The sequence below is a fragment of the Gracilibacillus orientalis genome, from assembly GCF_900114645.1.
In the GTDB taxonomy this organism is placed as follows: Bacteria; Bacillota; Bacilli; order Bacillales; family Amphibacillaceae; genus Gracilibacillus; species Gracilibacillus orientalis.
Window position 1 is genome coordinate 710113 of the sequence record NZ_FOTR01000001.1, and the last position, 25201, is coordinate 735313.

Consider the following 25201-nt stretch of genomic DNA (forward strand, 5'->3'; position numbering starts at 1 on the left):
CTCTAATAAAGGGTTTCGCCATTTGCTTTTTTTACAACTGTATTAACTGTTACTAACAGAACCAGGCTAATTATAGAATTGAATAAACCAATTGCCGCACCAAATGACCAATCAGCAGCTTGCAGTCCTCGTTTATAAACGTAGGTATCAATAATTTCTGATGCAGGTAAATTCATCGAAGTCTGAAGTAAGTATGCCTTCTCAAATCCAATCGTCATTATTCCTCCAACAGCTAAAATAAACAACACCGCCATCGTTGGTTTCAATGTTTGCAAATCAATATGTCTGATACGTTGAAATAATGAAGCACCATCAATAGTGGCAGCATCATGTAATTGTGGATCTACATTCGATAGAGCTGCGACGTAAATAATCGATGCAAACCCCGCAGACTGCCAAATTCCAGATGCTATGAAAATGGTTCGGAAATACTCAGGCTCAGACATGAAGGAAATCGGACGATCTATTACTAATGTCAATAGTACATTTAACGGTCCTGCAGGTGATAAAAATATAAAAGTCATACCAGCAATAACCACCACAGAGATAAAGTGTGGTGCATAAAGCACTAGCTGAATATTCTTTTTAATATTCGCTCTTCTTACTTGATTTAACATTAGAGCTAATATTACAGGTACCGGGAAGCCAATCAGCAATTCGAATGTACTAAGCTTTATCGTATTCATAAAGATTTGATGAAAGTTTGGCGATTCCAAAAACTTGATAAAATGTTTAAAACCTACCCATTCGCTTCCCATAATTCCCTTTAATGGGCTAAAATCTTTAAATGCGATTGTCACACCATACATCGGAATATAATTAAAAATAAAAACTAAGATAACAGCAGGTAATAAGAACAAGTACAAAATATAATTCTTTTTGATATATTCTAATGAACTTTTCTTCTTTTCCCTCCCTTCATTTATCTGTTTGGTCAGTGCATCTGACTTAGGTGAAGTATCCCAGCCTTGCCCCATTAGAAGTCCTCCTTAGATCAATTGATTTCTTTAGAATAAAGTGAGATTTCCCTCAGTGGGATTTTTGTCCCCCACTGAGGGTTAGCGAACCCTTTCATGTGTTTAATATACCAAATAATGAAAACGTTTTATTTCAATATTTTAGGTTGATGAACTTCAAAATATTTGGATGGTAAATTTTGATAAAACAAAAAAATCACTAGTACAAACTAGTGATAGTGAATGCTTTTTATTAATATGACTCTTTAAGTCCTTGCTTTCTCGGAAAAGATAATGCCGCTATTTTCATTACGACAAAGCAAAACAAACTGATTCCAAAAAGGAGAATTAACGCCGGGATATACATATATATAAATAATATAGCGCCTAGAAAAGCGATCAACATAATAGTGTGAAAGGGTCGAGCTATTGTCAGTATGCATGCATATCGAAAATACTGTATCAACTTAAAATCGAAATGAACATACAACGGAAAAATATACAATATACTAATCGCATAGAATATCCCTATGACCAAAATCAAATTAAACATCATAATTTGCAAATAATCGTTGCTTATTTGTTGGACAATTTTAAAATCTAAAAATAAAAATACTCCTATGAAAGTAACACTGTATCCCATCAGGTTTGATTTCATAAATTCGTTTTTGAACTGTTTTATAAACTCTGGTAAAACTGGTATGTCCTCATCTTCTAATATAAATTTTCTGATAACAGCAAATAATGCTACTGTCGACGGGAAGAAACCGAACACAATGAGACCTAATAAAGAGAACGTAATCCATAATATATTTAGTAAAATTAAATTAAATCCTAAATTCCCCAGTCGTATATACCACCTTTTTTCCAGCATGTTGATTCATCCCCTCATCTAAATGCCATTAATGCCTATAACTACTTTCACTTTAACAAAAGGAGCGTTTTTAGGATTATAATATTTTTGGATAATGTCATATAAAATTTTTGGGAACTTTGAAAGTTCCTAAATACAGGAAGGGAATCTATCAATCTTATGGTTACTCTATTTCTTTTAAACGTTTATTAATTGTTTCAACTGCTTCATCAACAGAAGACCCAACATCTTTGTTAGCAATACCAATATCCTCAAATAATTCCTTTACTGCAGTGCTGATATCAGGATAAGCAGGGGTTACAGGACGATTTCTTGAATAATAATATGCTTGATGCAAAAATATATTGTAAGGATATTCATCAAATACTGGCAAAGCCTCTGCAACCGAATATCTTGCTGGAATATCTCCAGTTATGGTTACATACTTTTTCATTCCTTCATAGCTTGTGACATAACGAATAAACTTCCAAGCTTCTTCAGGGTGTTCTGTTTTAGAGGAAATACCTAACGCCCAACTTCCATTTGGAACTACCTGTTTATCTGCTTTCGGGAGCGGCGCAACTCCAAAATCTTCCCCTAATATGAATCCGTTTTTTTCCAAATCGATTAATGCCCATGAACCAAGAACTGTCATTGCCAGTTGATTGGTTTCGAAAGCTTTATCTGGTAACTCAAGTGCTGCGACTCCTTCTTTATGATACAAGTCTTGGTAAAACTGAAGAGCAGCAAGAGCTTCTTCTGAATCCAGATAACCACTTACTGTAGAGCCATCAGGGCTTAATACACTAGCACCGAACTGCCATAGGAAGGGTAACTTAAAATAAGCTGGAGATTCCCCATTACTGAAACCTTGAGCTGGATCAATCCCATACACACCTTGCTCTTTGTTTTGTACAGCTTTAGCTATTTCAATAGTCTCTTCCCAAGTCATAGGCTTTACAGGACTTTTCTCTGGAAAAGGTACACCAGCCTCTTCAAAAATATGCCTATTATAGTATAATGCAATACTAGATTCTACGATTGGCATTAAGTAGATTTCATTTTGATACGTTAAACCCTCTATGATTGATTCTGGAAAGTTTCCCTTTATATCTACATCTTCTTCCACAAAAGGATCTAATGATAGCAAAATTCCTGAATTAGCGTACAATGCTAAATTAGGACTGTCGATAGCCATAATATCAGGTCCAGTTCCAGTAACGATTTCCGTACGCAATTTCACTTCATAGTTACTATATTCTATTTCTTCCATATTAATATTTATGTTAGGATGCGCAGTTTCAAAGTCACTAATCAACTCGTTGTATGCTTCATTTTCAGCAGAATTACCAAAATTACGCCAGAATGTCAGGTGCACCTTGTCTTCCTCATTTATCACCTCTTCAGCACTATGACGACCACGATCAGATGTTAGTGGTTTTACTACCATTAATAAATAACAAGTGACAATACTAATTAATAAAATGAAGACTAAGATATAGACTATTTTTTTCATATGCATACACCCTTTATTCAAAATCAGAAAATACTGTTAGAGACTTACGATATTCTGCTGGTGTTTGACCGACATGTTTCTTAAAAACTGTACTGAAATAAGCGGAACTAGAAAAACCGACTAAATTAGCAACATCAATAATCTTTAAATGTCGGTCTTTTAGAAATTTTTTTGCTTCCTTCATTCGTCTTTCAACAAGATATTCACTAAAGTTTTGACCAACTTGAAGCTTGAAAATTTCTGATAAATAAGCACTATTAATATGAAATAATTCCGATAAGGCGGTTAAAGAAACATCATTTCCATAATGCTGATCTAGGTAGCGTTTAACACCATCAACAATTAATTTCCCATCGGTTATACGGGTATTACTTACTTGTTCAATGATTATACGTGCAAGTTGAACAAGGTGATCCATCACTCTCTTTTGGGAATTAAGTTCCCAAATTGCTTGTTGGCTTTCCCATATAAATCTTTGTGTTTGGGTCGTTTCCATATCATATTTTTTAGCAATTGCGCTTAAAGAAAATAATATTCTGTTTGACATGATGGAGAAAGATAACACAGATTGCTTATTCGTTTCGCCAAGCAACAATTCAAGTTCTGACTTAAACCGTTCCAAATTGGTTTGTTCAATTGCATTCGTTATTCTTTTTTCTAACTCTGGTGAAAAATCGGCAATTCCTTCTTTTTTCACTGTTTCATCAATAACTTGCGAATGAGTTCCTAATTGACTTTGACTCCAAGACAGTAAACTAGAAATATACCCCATTTTAAATTCGGTTATTCCCGTCACAATATTGCCGATACCAATCACCGCTTCTAATTTAAGTAAAACTTTCACATTATGCTGAACTGACTTAACTAAATAAGACGGGTTGTTTGAGTCATCTACCAATCTTAAAAAATGGATCATATTCGTATAATTGGGATCATAAAAAGATAAGACACCAGATTGTTTTTCGGCAATTTCTTTACATAACATTTGAAAAGTCATCTGTAATTGTTTAACTCGATTAGAATGCTCGATTAGATCCCGTACCTCCACTGTGATAAACTGAACCTTTACGTTTTCCTGCAGAAGACTGTGTAATTTTAATTGTTTTAATCTTTCTTTGACAATACTATGCTGCAGCCATTCTTCTTTCACTAAGTAAAGTAAATATTGCTCTTGCACTTCCTGTAGTTGGGTACTGACAAGTCTTTGCACTCTCTCTAATTCTAATTGTTTACTCTTGTCATTTTCTATTTCTTGTCTCATTCGCTTTAATACTTCTTGTAATTCGTCTGGATCTACTGGTTTTAATAAATAATCTCTCACCCCTTCTTTCATTGAATTCTTCACATACTCGAAATCTGAATAACCTGATAATACGATAACTTTCGTATTTCGATAATTTTCCTGACACTGCTTTGCTAATTCAATTCCGCCCATTATCGGCATTCTAACATCAGTCAGTACCAGATCAATTCTATTCTCAGCAATTAATGCGAGTGCCTCCTTGCCATTTGGTGCTTCTGCTACGATTTGAAAATCTTCCTCTTCCCAGTCAATCTTCCAATGTAGTCCTTTACGTACTTGCGCTTCATCATCAACAATTATGACTTTCCTCATTCATTTCCCTTCCCTCATAGTTTATACCTAACGTAATTCTTGTCCCTTTATTTATTTCTGAGTCTATCTGATAAGAGAATTGTTCTCCGTAATATAACTGTAAGCGATCCAAGACATTTTTAAGGCCAATACTATTTCCGCTACTTTCCAATGTACTAGATTTAGTATTGTTATCATCATTATCTATCAAATGATAAATAACTTCCTCGGACATTCCTATCCCATCATCTTCTATAACGATTGTGAGATGATTTGATTGATAACTCGTTTTTATATACACTTTTGCATGGTTTTTGGCAATGAAGCTATACTTTACTGCATTTTCAACTAGTGGTTGAATAATAAATTTAATAATTGGAAGATTTTTGCATTCCGGATCTTCATCAATAGATATATGGAGCGCATCTTCATATCGAAGTTGTAAAATAGTTGCATAGTTACGAATATACTGTATCTCCTCACCAAGTGTGACAGTATTAGACTTTGTATCCAAAGAATATCGCAACATTTTCCCTAAATAAACACTAACATTCATCACATCTTTATTCTTACCTTGAGCTGCCATTCCCCCCATAATTTCCAAGGTATTATTTAAAAAATGAGGATTTATTTGCAACAGTAATGCCTTATACTCTGCATTACGCCGACGAATATTAGCTTTATATTCATTATCAATTAAACTCTTTAACTGTTCGAGCGTATGAGCAAATACACGTAAAACATAACGTACTTCATTATTTTCTGATTTTATTGTTGGCATAATCTGCTTGGCACTATTAAAATCCCCCTTCTCCAGGTAATTCATTGCTTTCGTTAGCTCTCGAAGTGGATTAGTAATAGAAGATGAAAAGACAAATGAAGCAATAATGGTAATTAAAAACACTCCAAAACTCAGTAAAAGCATACTTTTCTGAATTTGATAGGGATGGGCAAACAAATCCGCTTCAGTAACTTCACTCATTAAAATCCAATCACCTACTGATAAGTGTTGATAAAATAATAAATATTTTTCATTATCACCTTCTATTTCTAACAATCCTTGCTCGTTTTGCCTGTCTTTCATCTCTTCTAAAGAATCAGTAACAATCTCTTGAGGTGTCTTTATTTCCCCTGTTAATACATTTGCTCCCTGTTCGTTGACGATAAAAGTATTTCCCTGCTCACCAATCTTTATTTTATCTAATGCATTTTCAATCAATTCTGTAGAAAAATTAACCTTAATAACACCGCTATCACCAAAGGAATTCATATCAACTAAAGGGATAAGATGACTATTAATATGCAAATCTCGCATTACAGCTGACTGTTGATTAGGGTCTATATGTGAACGTGTATATGTTTTATTATGATTCTCAAACTCGCTATACCAAGTGTTATTTTCTATATCAGCATAATCTCCCCAAATCCCTTCCCCGTCATGTGTAAAGATGGACACTGAAATATTATTAGAGTTATTGACCATCATCGAACTTAGTAAAGCGTTTAATTCATTTCTTACTAATAATCGAGCAATGTTCAGTGTATCATCATCTTTTTGTTTTGTTTCCAATTGTAACCATTCCTGCGTTATCGGGTTAACCAACACTTGTTGTCCTACATCTTCAGCCTGCTTGGTAATGGAATCAATATAAAGTGAAAATTGGTCCATTATCTCAACCGTTAATTCTTGCGTTTGATCTTTAATATAAATAGTAAATAAACTAGGAATAACTAAAGACAAAACAAGAAACGGGATGGTTAATAAACAAGAAAACACTAGAAATAGCTTATTTCGCAATGAAAAAAACATATTCGTTCCTCCAAATACAGATAGAACATTTTAAGCTTTATTAAATTAACAAATAGATTAATTTCACTTCTCATTATATCACGGGAAAGATTCCTCTCTTTAGCGTTATCATTACAAGGTGAGACTTCAATCATTGAGGGTACTACGGACGGTTAGGCCATGATAAATTAATTTAGAAAAGGGAAGTTTACCAACCTCCCTTTTCAGCCTATTGCTTACCAGTTAATCTACTTCTGAAGATAATGTCCACTGCTGATGTAATTTCGATGGGTCATATTCCTGTAACGTTAATTCACCTTCTTCTGTTACTTCCATTGCTTGACTATTAAAAACAGATATTATCGATACAGTTGCATTCTCGTTTTCTTTTATTATCCAACGTTGATTCTCGTAACCGAGGTAATCATATAGCTGAGTTTTATTCTCGCCCGTATCTAAATCGATAGTTTTTCCATCTTCATTCCTTATTGAATAGGAGTCGTGTTCATCTCCAGTAGGATTTAAGGTCCAATTTGTCAGCTCATCTTCTTTTCCTACTGTAACCAATTCACCATTATTAGAAGTAGCTGCATAGATGGATTGCCCAGTATGAGAATTGATAAAGGAAGTTTCCATTAAGTCAGCTTCCGTTACATTACTAATTTTCACATTTTGATAAGTAGCTCGCCCTCCGAATACGTTTAACCCAAAGTGTCCTTCTGCAAAGGTACCATCTTTAATATTTATAATGTTCTCACCACCTACATTAATTCGAATCTGTGGACCATTTGCTTCAATTTTTACTTTATATATTTTTCCAGGCTGAATAAATGCTGGGACTTTCTTGATTATCATACGTTCTTCAAAACGTCCATCCAATTTATAAAAAAGACGAAAAGCTTGCATATTAGGATCTAAGTTAAAGTAATATCCACTCCTCCCATCTTTGCTTGCACGGAATAGTATGGATCCAGCTCCTCCAGCTTCATCAAGCATCATGTCTGCTTCGTATATAAAATTTCCTCCATTTTCTTTTGCCATGTAATTAACATCACTGTTATGCGAACCTCGTATCCCATCTTCCGTAGTAATCCAAGTGGCACCAGATATATCTGAAGTCCAACCTGTAAGATTTGTATGAAACTCACCATCGTATACGCTTACATGAATCTCTTCAGACACTTTCTTATCTGGGGTTGATGCTGTAATAGTTGCTTCTCCATCACCTAGTGCTTTGATTACTGCATTACGATTATTAACAGATTCTATCTTTACGATATCAGCATTTGATGCCTCCCATTTTATTGGCTGCATTTCATTCTCTTTACTGCCATCAATCGTTGCATACACTGAGTGGGTATCTCCAATATTCATCTCTATCTCTTTCGTATTTGTCACGATACTTGCTTTCTCATTTATATCTCGATTCCAGATATCATTAAGTGTATGGACTTTAAGCGACACTATATTAACAGCGCCGTCTTCCGTGTAAAAGCTAACTCCTCTACTCGTTGCTTTAGGAAAGATGACATCAGAAAATACTGATTTTCCATCGTTCGCAAACACTTCAACAGACGCATTATCCACAAAAATATTCAGTTTAATGCGTCTATTTTCTAGTAGTAGCGGAGCTTCATGTAAAGTTGTAAATTGTTTAGAGAAATCTGTATAACCTGAATTGGAACGATCAATAAACATTAAATTATCTGTTATGTTGTAACCGACCAAAGTTTTTTCTTCTGTTCCCTCTCGAAGTTGGAAACCAAACTCGGTTACGTCACTATTAGATGGTATTTCAATCTCCGCTTCGATTTCATAGGATCCTTCGTTTACTTTTTTTAATAAGTTCAAGGCATCTTCAGGTTTTATATATTTATTCTCTGTTTCAAAAACTGTTTTGCGAATCATTTGTAATTCTTCAATCGGCGCTTGAGCAAGTCTAATTCCTTCATCTGTTTGTATTAACCGTAATTCTCTTGGAATAGTAAGTTGACCCTGCCATCCTTCTGTTGGAAAATCAAATGGATAGTCCCAATTTGTCATCCACGCCATCGTTACACGGCGATTATCCGGCATATTGGCAAACGACATGGAAGCATAGAATTCTTTACCATAATCTGTCTTCAATTCCTCTCCAACTGAGTTGTCATTGATGAATTTCCCATCTGGTGTCAACTCTCCAATAAAATATTCTGCATCAGAACCTTCAGTATTCGGATTTGCCCCGGTACTGATCATAAGCACCCATTTCTTCTCGTTTGTATCTTCGACTTGCAGTTCAAAAAGATCCGGACATTCCCATACTCCTCCACGAATATAATCACCATAGCCAAAGTTATCTGTATGTTCCCACTGAATAAGATCTTTAGAAGTAAAGAATCGAATATGGTCTCCGCCCGATACAACCATTATCCAACGATCATTCGCTTCATCACGTACTACTTTCGGATCGCGAAAATCCCAGCCTCCTGGATCTTCCTCGTTTTTCCCCGGATTTTCAATTACAATCGGGTGTTCTGTTGAATATTCCCATGTACGGCCTTTATCCTTACTATAAGCAAGACCAATTCGCTGATTTCCATTGTGAGCATCAGGGTTAAAAGAAGTATAGTACGCTATCAATCCTTTGCCACCAGAATCAGTAAAAAGCCCCGAATCATTATGCAAGTCTGCTACTGCAGATCCTGACCATACATGCCCATAATCATTCCACGGCAAAGCTATAGGTAGATGTTTCCAATGAATTAAATCTTCACTAACTGCATGCGCCCATTTACCACCATCTTGATGGAAGAGATGGTACTCACCTTCGAAATATACAAGTCCATTCGGGTCACTGGCGGATCCTCGAGCTGGCGTATAATGATAATCCGGTCTATAATTTTCTTTGTAATAACTATTTGTTGGAACTACATAGACATCTTGAAAATAAGCTTCCCCTTTTAAAACCGTCAATCCTGTTAAACCATCCGAGTAACTGCTATCTGTAACTTGTACTGCGGGATCTGCATAACCATCTAGATATAATGTTATTTGCTCTTTATTCACTATTATTTCCAAATGGTGCTTAGTACCATTTGGTGATTTAAAGCTTCGTGTAGATTTTCCAATCACTGTTCCATCTGTTTTTTGTAACCGAACTTCCATTTCCTCTCCATGCTTCATAAGTATAGCTTGATAACCGTCAGTCCCATCTTCATTCATACGGAATGTAAGACCTGCCTCCGCTTGTTCGTCATCAAGAGAGACATTACCTTCTAACACAAAGTCACTTGCTTGTGTTTCATATGCTTTCTTAGCTATTTCGTTCTCATCTGCTAGTCCTTTTAAACCTTTAATATTTGGTTCCCAATTCCCTTCCTCAACTAAAGTTGAACCTAAATTTGTAGTAACTTCACTCACTTTTACATTCTGAAATAATGCAGAGCCATTCCATACATTTAGTCCTAGATATCCGTTATGATAGAGCGATACATTAGAATCTATGACTGGAGTATATTGATCTTCCCAATATACTTTAATATTATCTGCTACTACTTTTATTTTTAAATGATAGATTTCTCCTTCTTGAATATTTACGTGAGTTTCTTCTTTTAATCTACCTTCATCACGAGCATCACGAAGTCGAATAATTCCTGAATCTGGAGCTATTTGAACCATATAAGAATCCCTACCATCTTCACCAGATCGAAAAATCAAGGTAGCGTCTGCTGATTGGTCCAAAATTTTTATATCTGCTTCATAAATAAAGTCTTCTGATTGAACACTTGAAATCGCCATTACATTCTCATTTGGTTCGGATGTAAGCTTTAATCCTTGTTCTGTGTCTTCAAGTGTGCCTGCTCCATGCACTATCCAATTAGCTAAATTTGTGTTTGCGTTAATCACAGAAACCTCCTTATCTTCATTTGTATTTACTACTTGCTCTGTTGCCAATGCTTCCATATAGATCAATTTAGTGATTATTAGTCCTGTTACAATTAAGAAAAGCAAACGAAAAACAACCTTTTCATTTAATGTATGATTCATCAACAAAACTCCTTTCCAAAAGAAAGATTTATTCGGATTATTGGTCAGCCATGTTTTTCTTAAATATTCACCTCCTTGACATTTTGATTTAACAATAACTTTCGCAATAAGTTTTTTTATAATGTCAACCGGTTGACATTATGCTTAAATCAGGGTCTTACTTTATTATAAAACCAATAATAAAGTAAGCGTTTTCAATTGTCAACCGGTTGACACATAGAAAATAAGCCATTAGTTGAACTATAAAGGCCCTTATGTCGTTTTATTTATGATGATCTGAGGTGATAGAAAAGTTTCCCTGTGAAGCTCTTTATCTGGATGCTTAATAAGCTCCATCATTTGCGATACAGCTGTTGAAGCAATATCTTCTATTGGCTGCTTAATCGTAGTCAACTGTGGTAATAACCTGTTTACAGTGGAAGTACCATCATAACCAACAATTTTCAGCTGCTTAGGTACTTCAATATTCATTTCCTCAGCAATTTGCAAACAGCTTGCTGCCATCAAGTCATCACTAGCAAAGATACCATCTGTTTCAGGATATTCGTTAAATATTTTTTTGATTGTTTGGATGATTTCTTCTTCATCGAAGGGACTTTTTACTACATATGTTATAGGTTTTTTGATTAAATCTTCGTATGCTTTTCTTCTTAACTGAGTTGGTGTCTCCAGTTCAGCAGGTCCATTAATATGAATAATAGATTTACACCCACGTTCAATCAAATGTTGAACTGCCATTTTACCTCCTTCATAATTATCTGATCCCACGACTGGTATCGTCTCAGCAAGGTAATGATCAATGGCTACTATCGGGAGATTTGACTTCTTATACGTCTCAACATCTCGATTGTATGAACAAACAATAATACCATCTACTTGGTTTCTTATCAGCATAACGGAATACGCTTCTTCTTTTTCCGGTTGGCCAAGACTGTTACATAAAATCACTCTATAACCCACATCGGAACAAATTCCTTCTATAGCTAAAGATAACTCACCATAGAAAGGATTCGAAATATCCGGAATGATCAAACCTACTAAATAGGTTCTTTTTTTATATAATGATCTAGCTACATCATTTGGATAGTAACTTAATTCCTTCATAGCGCTTTCAACTTTTTGTTTTGTTTTCTCACTAATATACCCGCGATTATTTATAACACGTGAGACAGTTGTGGGTGATACACCTGCAACTTCAGCAACATCATTTAGCTTAATGGTCATGTGTGTTTCTCCTTGAAAATAAATATTAAAGAATTATACTAGTCCAAATCATTCTTTTTTATGATCATACAATGATTATTTGAGAGTGTAAAATATTTTGAGTAAGTTTTTTATTAACTGTTATTCTTTATCCACTAAAATACGTTTCTAATTAAAAATATTTAAAATAGTTTTGGTAACTTTTGTATCCAAAAATTCAATATTTTTCACCTTAATAGTAATTTAAACAGAGGCAACCTCAAACGGAAAATGGTGACCATGCTACATCTAAGGGGATTTTTGTTTATCGTTCAAATGGTCCAAATGGAATTCAAGTTGGGGATGTTGCTCGCCAAACAGCAGAAGTTAGTGACAAACTGTTCTTGTGCATCATTTTCTGCGGCTAGTAACATCACCCATTAACTTGAACTTTCATGCCAGAATACTTTTGGACCTCTAAATACTGGGAGATTTTCAGTATTATGAATGACAGGATTACCTAAATATATATACCAAGTTCTTCCTTTATCCGTACTATATGCCAAACTCTGGCTTTGTCCCCAAAAACTCCGCAAATGATACTCTCCTTCGTGATTGAAGGAGCAATCCCATCTCTACTCATGATTTGCCAGCCTGTTAAATCTCCACTTTCAAAATTGGCATCGGTGATATCTTATTTTTCTCAGGGGGGATGCACAGGAGCATTTACAACATCACTGTTAATATGTCCATGAGATGGTGTAACTGTTGCTGTGAGCCATAAAGGATTGTTTATCCCAATATTCTGATTTCGAGCTGATATCTGTGTCAGTAAAAGCTGTTCCATCGACGATTTCCTAAGCTGACAAGTCTCCTGTTTCAAATCCTGGGTTTGTAATGGTATTGGCAGCTTTTACATCCGGTATATCTCCTGAGATCATCCAATGACTCCCATAAAGCAAGATTATCAAAAAACATATACTAATCTGTTTGGCCATTTTTTCTTTTCATAAAACGCTTTTATTTTGATTAACCCGTATTACCCAAACCTATTCATAAAGAGGAAGCTACCTTCTACTCCCTCTTTAATTTTATGGCTATCTAAGTTCCCACTTAATCAATTTATCAATATGTGTATGGCCTTCTGAATGAAGCAACACTTGCTCTCCTAATTCTTTTGAAAAGAATAACGAAGTAAATACGTGTTCTCCATCATTCACAAAAATTTCAATCGAAGAAACATCTAAAAAAATGTTTAGCTTAACTTTTTGGCTTAAATCTATAGAATGGCTTCTCGTAAAATCATTATGAATCGCCGTATTTTTAATAGGGAATTGAGCATTTCGACGATCTAGGACTATTTCATTTCTAGATTTATCAAAGCTTAACAATAATTTTTCTCGGTCCCCTTTAAAAAATTCCATATTAAAATAATCACTATCATTCATACAAAATTTAATCTCCATTTTCTTACAATTCCCGCGTAATTTATCGTTCTCAAAGTAATCCTTTATACTAAAATGACTCCACTCTATCCTTTCCTCTCTATACTTGTCTATCGTATGATAAGGTTTTTGAATAAGCTTTCCATCTTTTAGCAATAGTTCTCGGGGCAGTGTCATGGAACCATTCCAACTATGTCCTAGTTCATGTAAAGGATATTCCATGTCCCACATATTCATCCAAGCAATCATCACCCGTTTTCCTTCTTCTGACAAGGTAGTTTGCGGAGCGTAAAAGTCGAAACCTTTATCCAGTTCCTGTTCGTTTTCCACTATGAATTCACCTGTCTCATAATCGAACTCACCGATTAAAGCCATCGTAGAATGAATATTTTCATAGCGATAGCCGATACGCGGAATTTCTTGAGGTGAAAAAATCAATACATGTTTTCCATCTAATTCAAATAAATCCGGGCATTCCCATGCTGTTCCATACTCTGGACCTAGTGAGAGTTGATTTAAATATTCCCATGTAACGCCATCATTGGAACAATAGAATAAAACATGTCCAACATTCTCATGACTCTTTGCACCAACTATCATATAAAATTGATCATGGTGCTCCCAAACTTTTGGATCTCGAAAATCTTCCAATCTTATGTTGGAAGGAACTTGTTGGGAGGAAATGACAGGATTATGTTCATATTTTTCGTATGTTATACCATCCGCTGACTTAGCTAAACATTGAACCTGTCTAATAGGAGAAACAATTTCTTCGCTTTCTATCACCCCCTCTTTCTTTTTCAAATTTTGATCATATAAAAAATCCAGGAAAGAATCATTATGCCCGGTATAATAAAGCCAATGTTCATTCCCTACTTGAAGCCCTGATCCTGAGAAAACACCATTTTTGTCATAACTTTTATCAGGTCTTAAAGCGATTTTTTCATGATCCCACTTTATTAAATCATCACTAACGGCGTGAGCCCAATGCATTGGCCCCCATACAGTATCATATGGATAATACTGATAAAATAGATGATAGCTATTGTTAAAAAATGAAAAGCCGTTAGGATCATTCATCCAGCCATATTCCGGCATTAGATGATAATGATGTCGATAAGTCTCGTTTGTATTTTTTGTATTTATTGTCATATCTAATCACTCATTTCTTTCTGTTTCCAAATAGATTGAAGTCTGAAAATTTTGATTGATTTAATTCTAATATCAGTGTTACCAACAATAGACAAGTAATCACTATTGGATGATACGGGGTAGGCTCTGCTGGATATCATTTTTTTCTGATTCAAATAACATTCCATCGCAGAATGATCAATAAAAATATGGGCTTTAAAACCTTCATCCAGTTTTAGTGATCCGCCTTGAATGTCACCCTCTTTATCCTTTCTGCTTTCCGTTCTATCCAGCCAAACCCTATCGTTTGCTTTGTCAAAAAGCAGCTTTGTTTTTTCTTGATTAGCGGGATCCTTCTTTAACTCGAGTCCAACTAGATTCTCGGTTTCTTCAAATTCAATCATGATCTCTAGCATTTTATCCTGAATATTTTTCACTTTATGATTGACTTCTTCAATAGATTTATTGCTTTCATGGATTAACAGCTCTTCTCTTAATGAAGCTAAATTTTCTAAAGGTTGGATACGTAATGCCTGATTCTCCAAGAATAACTCAATTGGCAGGCCTGCATGATGAGCCCATCCTGCTTCATATTCTTCTTGTTCCTCTCGATCTCCTTGAAGAATGGAGAAAACAATCGTTTTATTCGTAACAGGATCCACAAATCCACTTGGACCGCTAAATTTAAATCGACCGTAATCCATTAATTCCGGCTCTATTGTATCCGGGATAAATTGGGCTTTTTGCTTATCGAATTCTCCTAAATAATAATAAGTATCCACTTCATATTTCGATTCATCATCAAAGAAACTCATAAAAATAAAGGCATACTTCACTTGCCCCTGCTGATCACGTACTGGTAATAAAACTGGGAGCTCCCAATTGGTTCCGAGGTATGGATATAGGCTACTATCTACTGAAAATAATTCCCCTTTAAAATCCCAATGCTCACAATCAGTGGATGTATATATCCAAACTGTAGGTCCCTTATCTTTCACACCGCCTCCAATGATCAAATACCATTTTTCTTCTGTTTCATCTTTCCAAACAAATGGATCTCGAAATTGTGAAGGGATTCCTTGTTGGTCGGTTTGATAGATAGCTCCTTGTGGTTTCATTTTCCAATCGACTAAATGGGTATCTTCAACATTTTCAGGACGAGCAATCGCTACACCTTGATTGTATTTTTTGTTTAAATTAGCAAAGGTGTAGAAAAGATAAGGCTTGTTATTGGGCCCTATAGTTGCAGAGCCAGACCATACACCTGATGGCGACAATTCTCCCTTTTGCGGAAAGAGAGCCGTTTTTTCATTTTGCCAAAATACTAAATCATCACTCGTCCAATGCCCCCAATGTAAATGGGAAAAATAAGGACCAGATGCATTTTTTTGATAGAATAAGTGATATTTCCCTTTATAGTAAAAAGGGGCATGCGGCTCATTCATCCAATGTTGCGGAGGAATGGCATGATATTGAGGACGATGCACATCATCTAATAGTTTTTGTTCATCGAGATCGATATCTTCTAATGGCACTGATCGCTTGTCACGTATTTTGTCATATTCTTTTTGAATGTCCTCATCTGTCAGTGCATGATCATATACCTTTATAAAATCTATCAGTCCAGCAAACATGCCCCCTTTAAACACCTCACTAATCTCAAATAGGTGATTATTTAATCCGATGGATAACGCGATATCAGCTGGACGGAAATATTTTATGTTAGTACTTTCAAGCTCCTTCTTTCCATTGATATAAATCATAACGGAGAGTTCTTCTTGGTTATATGTCACCGTTAGGAAAGATTTAGTAAACAATTCAAGTTGTCTATCGGTTCTAAATCGATAAATATTTCTTCCATCTCCTAATTCGAATTGCACTTCTCCGTGTCGAAAAATACTTAAAGCGAATCCTTGTTGACTCGACTGATTAATCTGATCGATTATGGTAGTAGGTACATCCCCGTGACATGCTTCAAAACACCGAGGTGCAAGAAAGGCAGATATAGAAAAAGACCCATTTACTTCTAAAGGTTGATCTTTGATATAAGTGGAATATCCATCAAAGTCCACTGCATATCCAGATACGGGTGATTCCACCCAATTAGGAGAAGAACTTGCTTTATATTTTGCGTGATTGAATACATAATGAATGGGTAATATATTGCCGCTAATTGCTTCTTTTGTTTGATTACCTTTTCCTTCACGAAAAGGTAGATCATATATTAAACTCATAACTCACCTCTCATTATTTAATTCCAGATGAAGAATTCTGAGGAGTAATGTATTTTTGCCCCAAAATAAAGATTAATAGAATCGGAATGGTGGTGACAGTTAATCCTGCCATGACTTGGTTTAAATAAGCAGGCTTCGTTTCATTCATAATATTTACCGCAACTGATAATGGATATTTACTCTCTTCTGTAAAAACCATTAGCGGCCAAACATAATCATTCCACGCGCCGACAAAAACCAATATACCAATGGTCATAAAAATAGGTCGGGAGATTGGTACCACTATTTTGGTAAATATCTTCCAATTAGATGCCCCATCTATATAGGCAGATTCCCTTAGTTCTTTAGGGATTCTTTGAAAAAACACCATAAACAGATAAATATAAAAGGCACTTCCAATATGAGGAAGCGCTAATCCCCAAACTGTATTCGTCAGATTCCATTGATTGATAATGATAAAAATTTGAATAAATACAGATTGAAATGGAAAAATAATTAAAATAATTAAAGCGCCTGTAATAAACTTTTTAAAGGGTACATCAAATACAGCTAAAGCATACCCTGCCAACGAATTAACGAATAAGCTTCCGAATACAATAATAAAAGTGTAATAAACACTGTTAAAGAAATGGATCGAGAAATTAAATCGGCTAAACATTTCTTGGTAAGGTATTAACCAATTTTGAATATTACTGAAATTCGGTATAAAACTTTGCATCGAACCTATTTCTTCTGAAATTTCCACCACGGTTTTTGTACTGCTTACCAACATCCAAACAGTGGGAAATAAGAACAAAATAGCAAAGGCGATTAATACGATATATTTTAATAAACGAATGACCGTAATCCCTTTCACCCTTCTTCCTCCTTTACTAGCTTTCTTTGGACAAAGGCAATCATAATCAATATGATGGCAAAAATGACGGTGATGGCACTGGCATAACCTATTTGACGATACCTTGTTCCTTGTTCAAACATATATAAAAGAATACTTGATGTACTGCCTTGCGGTCCGCCATTTGTTATAACTAAAGGTTCAATGATGATTTTAAAAGTTCCTGTGGTCACGACAATTAGTACAAATACGACCTGACCTTTTATACTAGGAAGCGTAATATGTTTGAATTTCTGCCAAGCATTTGCCCCTTCCATAGAAGCTGCTTCATAAAGAGAAGATGGTATATCCTGAAGAGCAGCCATTAAGATTAACATCTGAAAACTGATCCCTTGCCAAAGAATAATGAAGGAAATGGTCGGGAGTGCTAAATTTGGGTCAGAGAAAAACTCTTGTTTTGCAAAGCCTAATGAAGCCAAAAATTCGTTTACAATTCCTGAATTGGGATCTAAGATGTTTTTCCACAATAAGGAAACAACGATAATAGACAAAATATACGGTGAAAAGAAAGCCGTTCGAAAAAGTGTGTTCGTTTTGGACTTTTTCGCAATCAGCGTGGCCAAAAATAAAGATAAAATAACCTGTAATGGCACAATATAAATAACGTATTTCGCTGAATTAAAGAAAGCCTTCTTAGCATATTTGTCATAAGCTATTTCCATGTAGTTATCAAAGCCAACAAAAGATATATCATTTGGTTTCAGCAAATAATAATCAGTAAAAGAATAACCAACGGCTAAAATTAGTGGATAAATAACAAAGATACTGATCAACGCAAAAGCCGGAAGCAAAAATAATATTTTTCCACTAAAAATAAAATCAAGAGTTTTATTTTGTTTTATCTTTTGCTTGATATTATGCATAACAAATACTCCTTTGACGGGATAGCAAGTGTACGACTTAGCGTTACACTTGCTATTTTCTAATCCTTACTTAAACCTATCTGCCTCACGATCTACTTTTTCCTTCGCATCATTGATAAGACTTTCGAGTGATCCATTATCTAATGCAATTCCTTCCATAATGTCACCAAGTGCATCTTCCAACACTGGGAAAATGGGGGATTTTGGCTTAAGATGGTTCGTATTGACTAACTGATCTAACATAAGCTTTCTCGGGTAATCGCTATATGTTTCGGATGAATCTAGCAACTCTTTATGACCTGGAATTAATCCAGTCGCTTCTTCCATTTTGATCGCACTATCTTTGTTTGTTAAATGCGCTACTAGCTCAGCTGACAGTTCTGGATACTCTGTGTTTTGCGTTGCTGCGATATACCAGCTGCCATGAGGTGCTGATTGATGCCCATCTTTTCCATACGGATAAGGCATGATCGACCAATTTAAATCTGGATATTCATTTTGAAATACATCCACCATCCATGGTCCTTCAAAACTAATCGCCGCTTCCTCTAATGCAAAAGCGTCTTCTCTTGTTGTGGAAGCTACAATGCCATCTCTAAATAATGAGTCTATGAATTGTAATGCTTCCATTGTATTATTGCTATCTAAATATCCCTCTGTATCGAGACCATTTTCTCCGACCATTCTCGCATCATTGGAAAAAATAATAGGAGAATGGGCATACATATGCCAACCGTTATTTTCTGTAAACATATGGACAGGTTCTTGTCCCATGTGATCTTTAAGCTTTCTCGCATTCTCTAAAAATTCTTCATAACTCCAAGCTAAATCCAACGTCCAATTGCCATTTTCATCTGCCGGCACCTTAATGCCCGCTTCTTCAAATAAATCGACGTTATAGTAAACAGGTGATGATAAATCAAATGATTGCAAGGCGTAAATATTATCTCCTACACTACCAGCTGAAATAATGGTATCTAGGTATGAATCCAATGTTGCTTGATCTAAATATTCATTGAGCGGTAAAAGAATATCAGAATCCGTATACGAAGCAGCATATACGCTCTCTAATGCGATAATATCTGGCAGTTCTCGAGTAGTGATCGCTGCATTGACCCGATCATTATAGCCGCTTCCTCCTCCTGTTTTGACGATATGTTCTACCGTCACGTCTACATTTTCATGAGCTTCTTCGAATTCTTTCGCTCTCACATCATAGTTTTCTCCTTCTGGTTCATCAGCAGGAACATGGACCCATACTTCCAACTCTTTTACATCCTCTTCTGCATCACTGTTTTCCGAAGCATTATTTGATGAATTAGAACAAGCAGCTAATACCAAGAAAATCAAGGGGATCACCAGAAAACTAATTATATTTTTCATAACTTCTCCTCCTTTTATAAGGAAACGTTTCCACAATAGTAAATTTAAAAAGGGGTTAACCCCTTTTTAATGTTATGTGGAAATGTTTCCATCTTTGAAGTTAGTATATATAATCCCCTTCATATTGTCAATCCGTATTTTAATATTTTTCCATTAACGCGTTGTTTCCCCTTTTACAAATTCAACCGGGTGTATTACTGGCGTTACATAAGAACCATTTACTCTTTTGATTAATAATTCCACCAAACTTCTTCCCATTACTTCTACTGGTTGTCTAATCGATGAAAGTTTTGATTTTAACACTTCATAAACTTTAATGCCATCATACCCTATTATAGACAGCTCTTCAGGAACTTTAATATTTTGTTCCTTTGCCAGTTCAAAAAGCTCCAATGCCATAAGATCATTTTCAGCAAAAACCCCATTTACGTTTTTATATTGAGATAGAAATCGCTTTAAAAATGCTGTTTGGTCTTCTATCGGGTCTTGTTCTGTATAAATAATATAATCCATTCCATCTTCTTTTGCTGCATCTTCAAACCCTTTTTGCCGTTTCTCAACTTCTGTTAGTACGCTGTTTGAATAAGATCCAATATAAGCAAGATGCTGACACCCCGTGTCCTTTAATACTTGAAAAGCGATTTTTCCTCCACCGTAATTGTCACTGGATACATAAGGAATTGTACCAATATGGCGATCTACCAACACAATCGGCATAGAATTATGAATTTCACTTTCAATTTCGTTATAAGAAATCCCGATAATACCAGAAACTTTGTTCTGTTTAAGCATACTGATGTAACTCAACTCTTTTTGAATGTTGCCGGTAGAATTACATAAAAGCATTTTGTAACCGTTTTTATCTAGTGCATCTTCAATATAATAAGCAAGTTCCGAGAAAAAGGCATGATGAATGGACGGTAAAAATAGTGCCACAATTTTACTATTTTGCGTCACAAATGCTCTAGCCGTTTCATTGGGAACATATCCTAATTTATTAATTGCATCTTGGACTTTTATTTTTGTACTTTCACTCACATATCCAGATTTATTAATAACTCGCGAAGCCGTGCTAATCCCTACACCAGCTAGCTTCGCAACATCTTTTATCGTTGCCATAGTATCACCTCAAATAAAAGCATACCATAAATGAAAACGTTTCTCTATTTTTAGAAAAGGTATGTTTCCATAATCAATTTTTTTGTTCATGGTTCTATCTATTCCGAGCTATGGTGAAAAAGGCGACATTTTTAACCAATACGCAAATAATAGAGATGAGAGGGAATTAGAAGGTTTTTCTGATTCTTTTCCTATATTGTATGCAGGTTGCCATACTGGCCATTTTCGCTTTACTAGCAATCTAAAAAAGAAGCTGCGTATAAAGTTTCTAGCTTGCTTACGCTTTCCCCTCACATTAAAATAATCTAGAAAATCTTTAAATTGTGCTAGTACTTCTCGGTTCCTCCAACATAAAGCTATTATACAATAAGAAAAGGTAAGCGGTTACCTCCTTAACTAAATCTGCAAAGGCTTTGTATGCAATGCTAGTGTACTGATGAAGGCAAGTAAACCCTATAAGGGATTCAGTGTCTTAGTAAGCGGACATTTGTTCCGTTAAATGGCGGAATGGATCTCCGTATAATCTTTTAAAATAGGTATTTTAGAAGATTATACGGAATAAATGTCCGTTGATTGTTTTATCACTAGAAACCATTCCTTTTTTCTTCTTAGGTGGGTTCACCTTCTTTTCTCAAACATCTCATCTCCAGTGATAATTAGCTTCATGCCAATTCAAATCATAGAACATTCTTCCTTCACAATTCCGACTAGTTTACATAGGCTTTTTTCCTTCTGGTAAACACTTTTAAGAACTTCATCCACTTTGGATTTTCAGATGTAGCATTTAAAAATAATAACAAAATGATCAATTCTATTAAAAAGCCAATAGATTGCGCCAATGCTCCAATCGATCCGCCACCACTAGGAAAAACATAAATAAGGATAAACAATGCCGTCACTGCCGCAACAACGTTTCCAGTTTGTGAAAATGACATGACCTTTGTTTTATTTCTAATCATGAGTATCCCATTGGCAAAATCAATCCACGGAAAACAGAGTGTAAAGAGAACAAAAAAGCGTAATGCTAAAATACTATGATCAAGCAGTTCTCCAGAAACTCCGATAATATGTTGAAATATCCATACACCGACAGGAGAATAAGCAAAAACCGTTAACATTAAGCTAGGAATCAAGCTCATGATAACAGTAAAACGGATGACAGATCGTTGGTCTTGTTGATAAAAATTGATAACAATTTGATGAATATAAGAGGCAATACTGTTCAACAAATGTACTACAGACAAAGCAACAGCATAAGAAGCAATTGCAATTTCCGCCTTCGTACTCCAACCAAGAACAGCATTTATCGTTGGAGTAACACTAACTGCAATTAATGATGCCACCATTAAAGGACTATAAAAGCGAAAAATCTGTGATTGTTGAAAAATCCTATGTTCCTCCTTTTTTTGCGGTAATTCCCTAACAATCAATCTTCCTTCCAGAACACTGACAAGTGCCTCAATGGCCATACCAGCTAAAAAGATATAAGCACCTATGTAGCCATGGTTAACCCAACCATTCCTAAGTAAAAGCCAAGCCAAAAAAGCCATAATTATAAGTCGTACAAACATTCCAATTGTCAGCCATTTGGTTTTCAAATTCGATATAATTACACCTTGATACAAACAACGAATGCCTGAAAAAATGGTAACGAACATCAGCACGCGGTAGGCATTCAACGTTGGTTCAAGCATTCGATCACTGACGCCAAGCAATACTGAAAAAAAGCCTTTGCCTAAAGGTGAATAGGCTAGGATAAGACTCAGCAAAAAAATAGCTGACAACACATACAACGTGGCATTTTTCATTAATTTGTAGGAAATCTTATCTCGTACTAAAGTGGAACACGTTTGCCGTAATATGACTGCACAGCGTTCCAATAACCCAAATAGACTCATTGCTACAGAATAACTGGCAATAACAACGGCTGGTTCTGGCGCACGGGCCAGTGTACTGTTTATAATAACGTGTGAAATCGTCACTAAGCTTGCCGATAAGCCTAATGGAATAAAAAAATAAAGAAGAGTACGAAATGTAACTTGATCATAGTCACTTTTTGGAATCGCTTTCTCTTTGTTCATTACTTAACACTTCCTAAAGTAAGGTTTATAACACATCATAGAATAATTAAAAAAATAATGCTAGTTATTAGAACCTTTAACCTCAGGAAGAAGTTTATCTCCAAGCTAAAAAAACCCCTTACAGAATACAGTTTCATTCCATAAGGGGCTTTTTCATTATCACTTAACCTAAATATGAAGAATTACTGTTCATACATAACAGAGTTATTATTGTCATCTTCAGCAAATGTCTGAACAGCATTTTGTACTGCATTAGTTGGTTGCATCATATTTTGATTTTGGCTTTGGTTTTGGTTTTGATTTACCATATTTCGTATCGGCTGCGTAAACTGTTGCATTTGGCCATTGTTGTTCAATGCATTATTAATGGTTTCAGGTAATCGCTGAAAAGTTCCGTTTTGAACACCTCTTGTAATTCCATAAATCGCTGCACCAGCTGCGCCTGCCGCCAATATCCTATTCGTTACACCCATTATCATCATTCCCTTTCTTAAAATTTAGGAACAGTAATAGCTTTTTATTAAACGTGGATTTTTATACAATTATTCAATTTCCAAATAACAGTTGAACAAAATCCATATAAAGTGGGAATAACGTAATCAATGTTGCAAATAATAATGATGACAAGCTATTCGGATAAGTTTATGGTGTGATGTCACAAAAACTTGAAGATGCCGAGCATTTTCAGGTTTTTGTCCAAATATAATTATTTATTTAATTGCGGAGAGTCTGGATGTAGTTGCATGAATTCGATTCGGTTACCATCTGGGTCTTTAACCCAACATTGATGGTTTAAATCTAATCCTTGCTGTGGTTCGACATCTAGTGTTAAACCCTTTCCTTTTAAGTGACCTGCAATTTCATTTATATCGTCTACTTCTAAACACAAATGATTATAACCAATGGTCTCACCATCTATGTTATTTCGTTTCTTTCCGCCATAGAACAATTCTATAAATTGTCCTTCACAAACTTTTAAATATATAATCCATGGCTCATTATCTTGATTATGTAATTCAAACAGCTTTTTAAAACCCAAATGATCACAATAAAACTCTAATGACTTCTCCATATTTTGAACGGTAAATGCGGTATGACCAATGCCTTTAATCATCTTTTCTCCTCCTTTACTAACATAAATCTTATTTTCATCACTATTGATATCGCTTTCAACATTTTAACACAATACCCACGTTCCTTAAATAAAAAATACATTCTTCCAACTAGTTAGACAATAGGGATATTTCTTTCGTTCGCGCCATTATGTTACTCCAAAAAGTTAATTATCTAGTGTTCTTAGTAAATCTTCGTTAAAATATAATCAAACGTTTCAAATACAGGGGGCCCTCTCATGAGCAATATATTATTCGATATTCCTGCAAACACTTATAAAACGTTAAGCGAAACGGAAAAATATTTATTAGAATATATTCACAATCATTTAGATGAAATTTCATCTATGTCAATTGTCAAACTAAGTGAACACGCTAATGTATCCACCGCCACTATAGTAAGATTAATGCAGAAAATTGGATATGACGGGTATACTTCATTTAAGTATAGTCTAAAAGAAAAAGTGAAGCTTTCAGATGATAATAATGAAATGGAAAATATCGATCAAAAGATCAAGCATGCCATTCAAAAGAATGAGCATGAAGTCTTAAAAACCATTCAATTACAAAGTATCGGCCAAATAGAAGATGCTGTTCAAAAAATTGATGATGCTGAGAAAATATTCGTGTTTGGGCGTGGATTCTCTGAAATGATAGCTAAAGAAATGACAATTAAACTACAGTTAATGGGGAAAAATTGTGAAGAACACAACGATCCTAACATCATTAGAATAAAATCAAGAAATATACAACCAAATGAAATAGCAATCTTTGTTTCGCTAAATGGTGAAACAGAGGAATTAGTCGAAGCTTGTAAAAACTTAAATATTAGGCAAATCACTACAATCGCTCTCACTACGAGATTCGATTCAAGTCTTGGTCAGATGTCAGAGATGACTTTTGTCGGGTACAAGGGAACCCAGTCCTACTTCCCCGATTACGAAGTGCGTTCCCGTCTTCCTCTAAGTGTAATCTCACGAATTTTATTAGATGCCTACGCAATACGAATGCTTTAAAAC

The 25201-nt window shown here is 35.2% G+C and carries 18 protein-coding genes; 1 reads left to right on the plus strand and 17 read right to left on the minus strand.

The features are described 5' to 3' along the window. Nucleotides 1–2: 2 nt before the first annotated feature. From BM121_RS03325 to BM121_RS03400, 17 genes are all read right to left on the minus strand, one after another. The gene (locus tag BM121_RS03325) at nucleotides 3–977 is read right to left on the minus strand and encodes an ABC transporter permease (RefSeq protein WP_091481080.1); all 975 of its coding nucleotides are present in this window, start codon (nucleotides 975–977) and stop codon (nucleotides 3–5) included. A 232-nt stretch (nucleotides 978–1209) separates the two neighbouring features. Continuing rightward, nucleotides 1210–1830 (minus strand): YesL family protein, encoded by a 621-nt coding sequence (locus BM121_RS03330; protein WP_091481081.1) that lies wholly within the window; start codon nucleotides 1828–1830, stop codon nucleotides 1210–1212. A gap of 163 nt (nucleotides 1831–1993) precedes the next feature. Then, on the minus strand, nucleotides 1994–3325 hold the full coding sequence (locus BM121_RS03335) for an ABC transporter substrate-binding protein (RefSeq protein WP_091481084.1): 1332 nt from the start codon (nucleotides 3323–3325) through the stop codon (nucleotides 1994–1996). A gap of 13 nt (nucleotides 3326–3338) precedes the next feature. Continuing rightward, nucleotides 3339–4940, minus strand: coding sequence for a response regulator transcription factor (locus BM121_RS03340; RefSeq protein WP_091481087.1), 1602 nt, complete (start codon nucleotides 4938–4940; stop codon nucleotides 3339–3341). After that, on the minus strand, nucleotides 4918–6729 hold the full coding sequence (locus BM121_RS03345; protein ID WP_091481089.1) for a cache domain-containing sensor histidine kinase: 1812 nt from the start codon (nucleotides 6727–6729) through the stop codon (nucleotides 4918–4920). Before BM121_RS03345 ends, BM121_RS03340 begins: the two co-directional genes overlap by 23 nt. 222 nt (nucleotides 6730–6951) lie before the next feature. Beyond that, nucleotides 6952–10737: a GH32 C-terminal domain-containing protein gene (locus BM121_RS03350; RefSeq protein ID WP_245780716.1), complete on the minus strand. Its 3786-nt coding sequence runs from the start codon at nucleotides 10735–10737 to the stop codon at nucleotides 6952–6954. 252 nt (nucleotides 10738–10989) lie between these two features. Continuing rightward, a complete protein-coding gene (locus tag BM121_RS03355) occupies nucleotides 10990–11961 on the minus strand; it encodes a LacI family DNA-binding transcriptional regulator (protein ID WP_091481091.1) in 972 nt (323 codons plus the stop codon). Nucleotides 11962–12359: 398 nt separating this feature from the next. Then, entirely contained in the window at nucleotides 12360–12515 is a 156-nt protein-coding gene (locus BM121_RS21735; protein WP_139220239.1) for a glycoside hydrolase family 32 protein, read from the minus strand. Between the two features lie 501 nt (nucleotides 12516–13016). After that, nucleotides 13017–14516 (minus strand): glycoside hydrolase family 32 protein, encoded by a 1500-nt coding sequence (locus BM121_RS03360; RefSeq protein ID WP_091481094.1) that lies wholly within the window; start codon nucleotides 14514–14516, stop codon nucleotides 13017–13019. A 2-nt stretch (nucleotides 14517–14518) separates the two neighbouring features. Then, on the minus strand, nucleotides 14519–16729 hold the full coding sequence (locus BM121_RS03365) for a glycoside hydrolase family 32 protein (protein ID WP_091481097.1): 2211 nt from the start codon (nucleotides 16727–16729) through the stop codon (nucleotides 14519–14521). Between the two features lie 13 nt (nucleotides 16730–16742). Continuing rightward, nucleotides 16743–17585, minus strand: a complete 843-nt coding sequence (locus tag BM121_RS03370) for a carbohydrate ABC transporter permease (RefSeq protein WP_091481099.1) — start codon at nucleotides 17583–17585, stop codon at nucleotides 16743–16745. Continuing rightward, a complete protein-coding gene (locus BM121_RS03375) occupies nucleotides 17582–18487 on the minus strand; it encodes a carbohydrate ABC transporter permease (protein ID WP_091481101.1) in 906 nt (301 codons plus the stop codon). Before BM121_RS03375 ends, BM121_RS03370 begins: the two co-directional genes overlap by 4 nt. A gap of 66 nt (nucleotides 18488–18553) precedes the next feature. Next, the gene (locus BM121_RS03380; RefSeq protein WP_091481102.1) at nucleotides 18554–19870 is read right to left on the minus strand and encodes an ABC transporter substrate-binding protein; all 1317 of its coding nucleotides are present in this window, start codon (nucleotides 19868–19870) and stop codon (nucleotides 18554–18556) included. A gap of 153 nt (nucleotides 19871–20023) precedes the next feature. Beyond that, a complete protein-coding gene (locus BM121_RS03385; RefSeq protein ID WP_091481105.1) occupies nucleotides 20024–20989 on the minus strand; it encodes a LacI family DNA-binding transcriptional regulator in 966 nt (321 codons plus the stop codon). Between the two features lie 707 nt (nucleotides 20990–21696). Continuing rightward, nucleotides 21697–23070, minus strand: a complete 1374-nt coding sequence (locus tag BM121_RS03390) for a multi antimicrobial extrusion protein MatE (RefSeq protein WP_091481107.1) — start codon at nucleotides 23068–23070, stop codon at nucleotides 21697–21699. A 182-nt stretch (nucleotides 23071–23252) separates the two neighbouring features. Then, entirely contained in the window at nucleotides 23253–23543 is a 291-nt protein-coding gene (locus BM121_RS03395; protein ID WP_091481109.1) for a hypothetical protein, read from the minus strand. 233 nt (nucleotides 23544–23776) lie between these two features. Continuing rightward, nucleotides 23777–24184, minus strand: coding sequence for a VOC family protein (locus BM121_RS03400; protein ID WP_091481112.1), 408 nt, complete (start codon nucleotides 24182–24184; stop codon nucleotides 23777–23779). Nucleotides 24185–24421: 237 nt separating this feature from the next. Between BM121_RS03400 and BM121_RS03405 the strand changes: the two genes are divergently transcribed. Next, nucleotides 24422–25198: a MurR/RpiR family transcriptional regulator gene (locus tag BM121_RS03405; protein WP_091481114.1), complete on the plus strand. Its 777-nt coding sequence runs from the start codon at nucleotides 24422–24424 to the stop codon at nucleotides 25196–25198. Nucleotides 25199–25201: the final 3 nt, after the last annotated feature.

Coding starts and splice junctions, on each gene's coding strand:
- BM121_RS03400 (WP_091481112.1), bottom strand. CDS start 24,184: ATGATTAAAGGCATTGGTCATACCGCATTTACCGTTCAAAATATGGAG.
- BM121_RS03345 (WP_091481089.1), bottom strand. CDS start 6,729: ATGTTTTTTTCATTGCGAAATAAGCTATTTCTAGTGTTTTCTTGTTTA.
- BM121_RS03330 (WP_091481081.1), bottom strand. CDS start 1,830: ATGCTGGAAAAAAGGTGGTATATACGACTGGGGAATTTAGGATTTAAT.
- BM121_RS03385 (WP_091481105.1), bottom strand. CDS start 20,989: ATGGCAACGATAAAAGATGTTGCGAAGCTAGCTGGTGTAGGGATTAGC.
- BM121_RS03375 (WP_091481101.1), bottom strand. CDS start 18,487: ATGCATAATATCAAGCAAAAGATAAAACAAAATAAAACTCTTGATTTT.
- BM121_RS03340 (WP_091481087.1), bottom strand. CDS start 4,940: ATGAGGAAAGTCATAATTGTTGATGATGAAGCGCAAGTACGTAAAGGA.
- BM121_RS03325 (WP_091481080.1), bottom strand. CDS start 977: ATGGGGCAAGGCTGGGATACTTCACCTAAGTCAGATGCACTGACCAAA.
- BM121_RS03360 (WP_091481094.1), bottom strand. CDS start 14,516: ATGACAATAAATACAAAAAATACAAACGAGACTTATCGACATCATTAT.
- BM121_RS03390 (WP_091481107.1), bottom strand. CDS start 23,070: ATGAACAAAGAGAAAGCGATTCCAAAAAGTGACTATGATCAAGTTACA.
- BM121_RS03395 (WP_091481109.1), bottom strand. CDS start 23,543: ATGGGTGTAACGAATAGGATATTGGCGGCAGGCGCAGCTGGTGCAGCG.
- BM121_RS03405 (WP_091481114.1), top strand. CDS start 24,422: ATGAGCAATATATTATTCGATATTCCTGCAAACACTTATAAAACGTTA.
- BM121_RS03335 (WP_091481084.1), bottom strand. CDS start 3,325: ATGAAAAAAATAGTCTATATCTTAGTCTTCATTTTATTAATTAGTATT.
- BM121_RS03380 (WP_091481102.1), bottom strand. CDS start 19,870: ATGAAAAATATAATTAGTTTTCTGGTGATCCCCTTGATTTTCTTGGTA.
- BM121_RS03365 (WP_091481097.1), bottom strand. CDS start 16,729: ATGAGTTTAATATATGATCTACCTTTTCGTGAAGGAAAAGGTAATCAA.
- BM121_RS03355 (WP_091481091.1), bottom strand. CDS start 11,961: ATGACCATTAAGCTAAATGATGTTGCTGAAGTTGCAGGTGTATCACCC.
- BM121_RS03350 (WP_245780716.1), bottom strand. CDS start 10,737: ATGAATCATACATTAAATGAAAAGGTTGTTTTTCGTTTGCTTTTCTTA.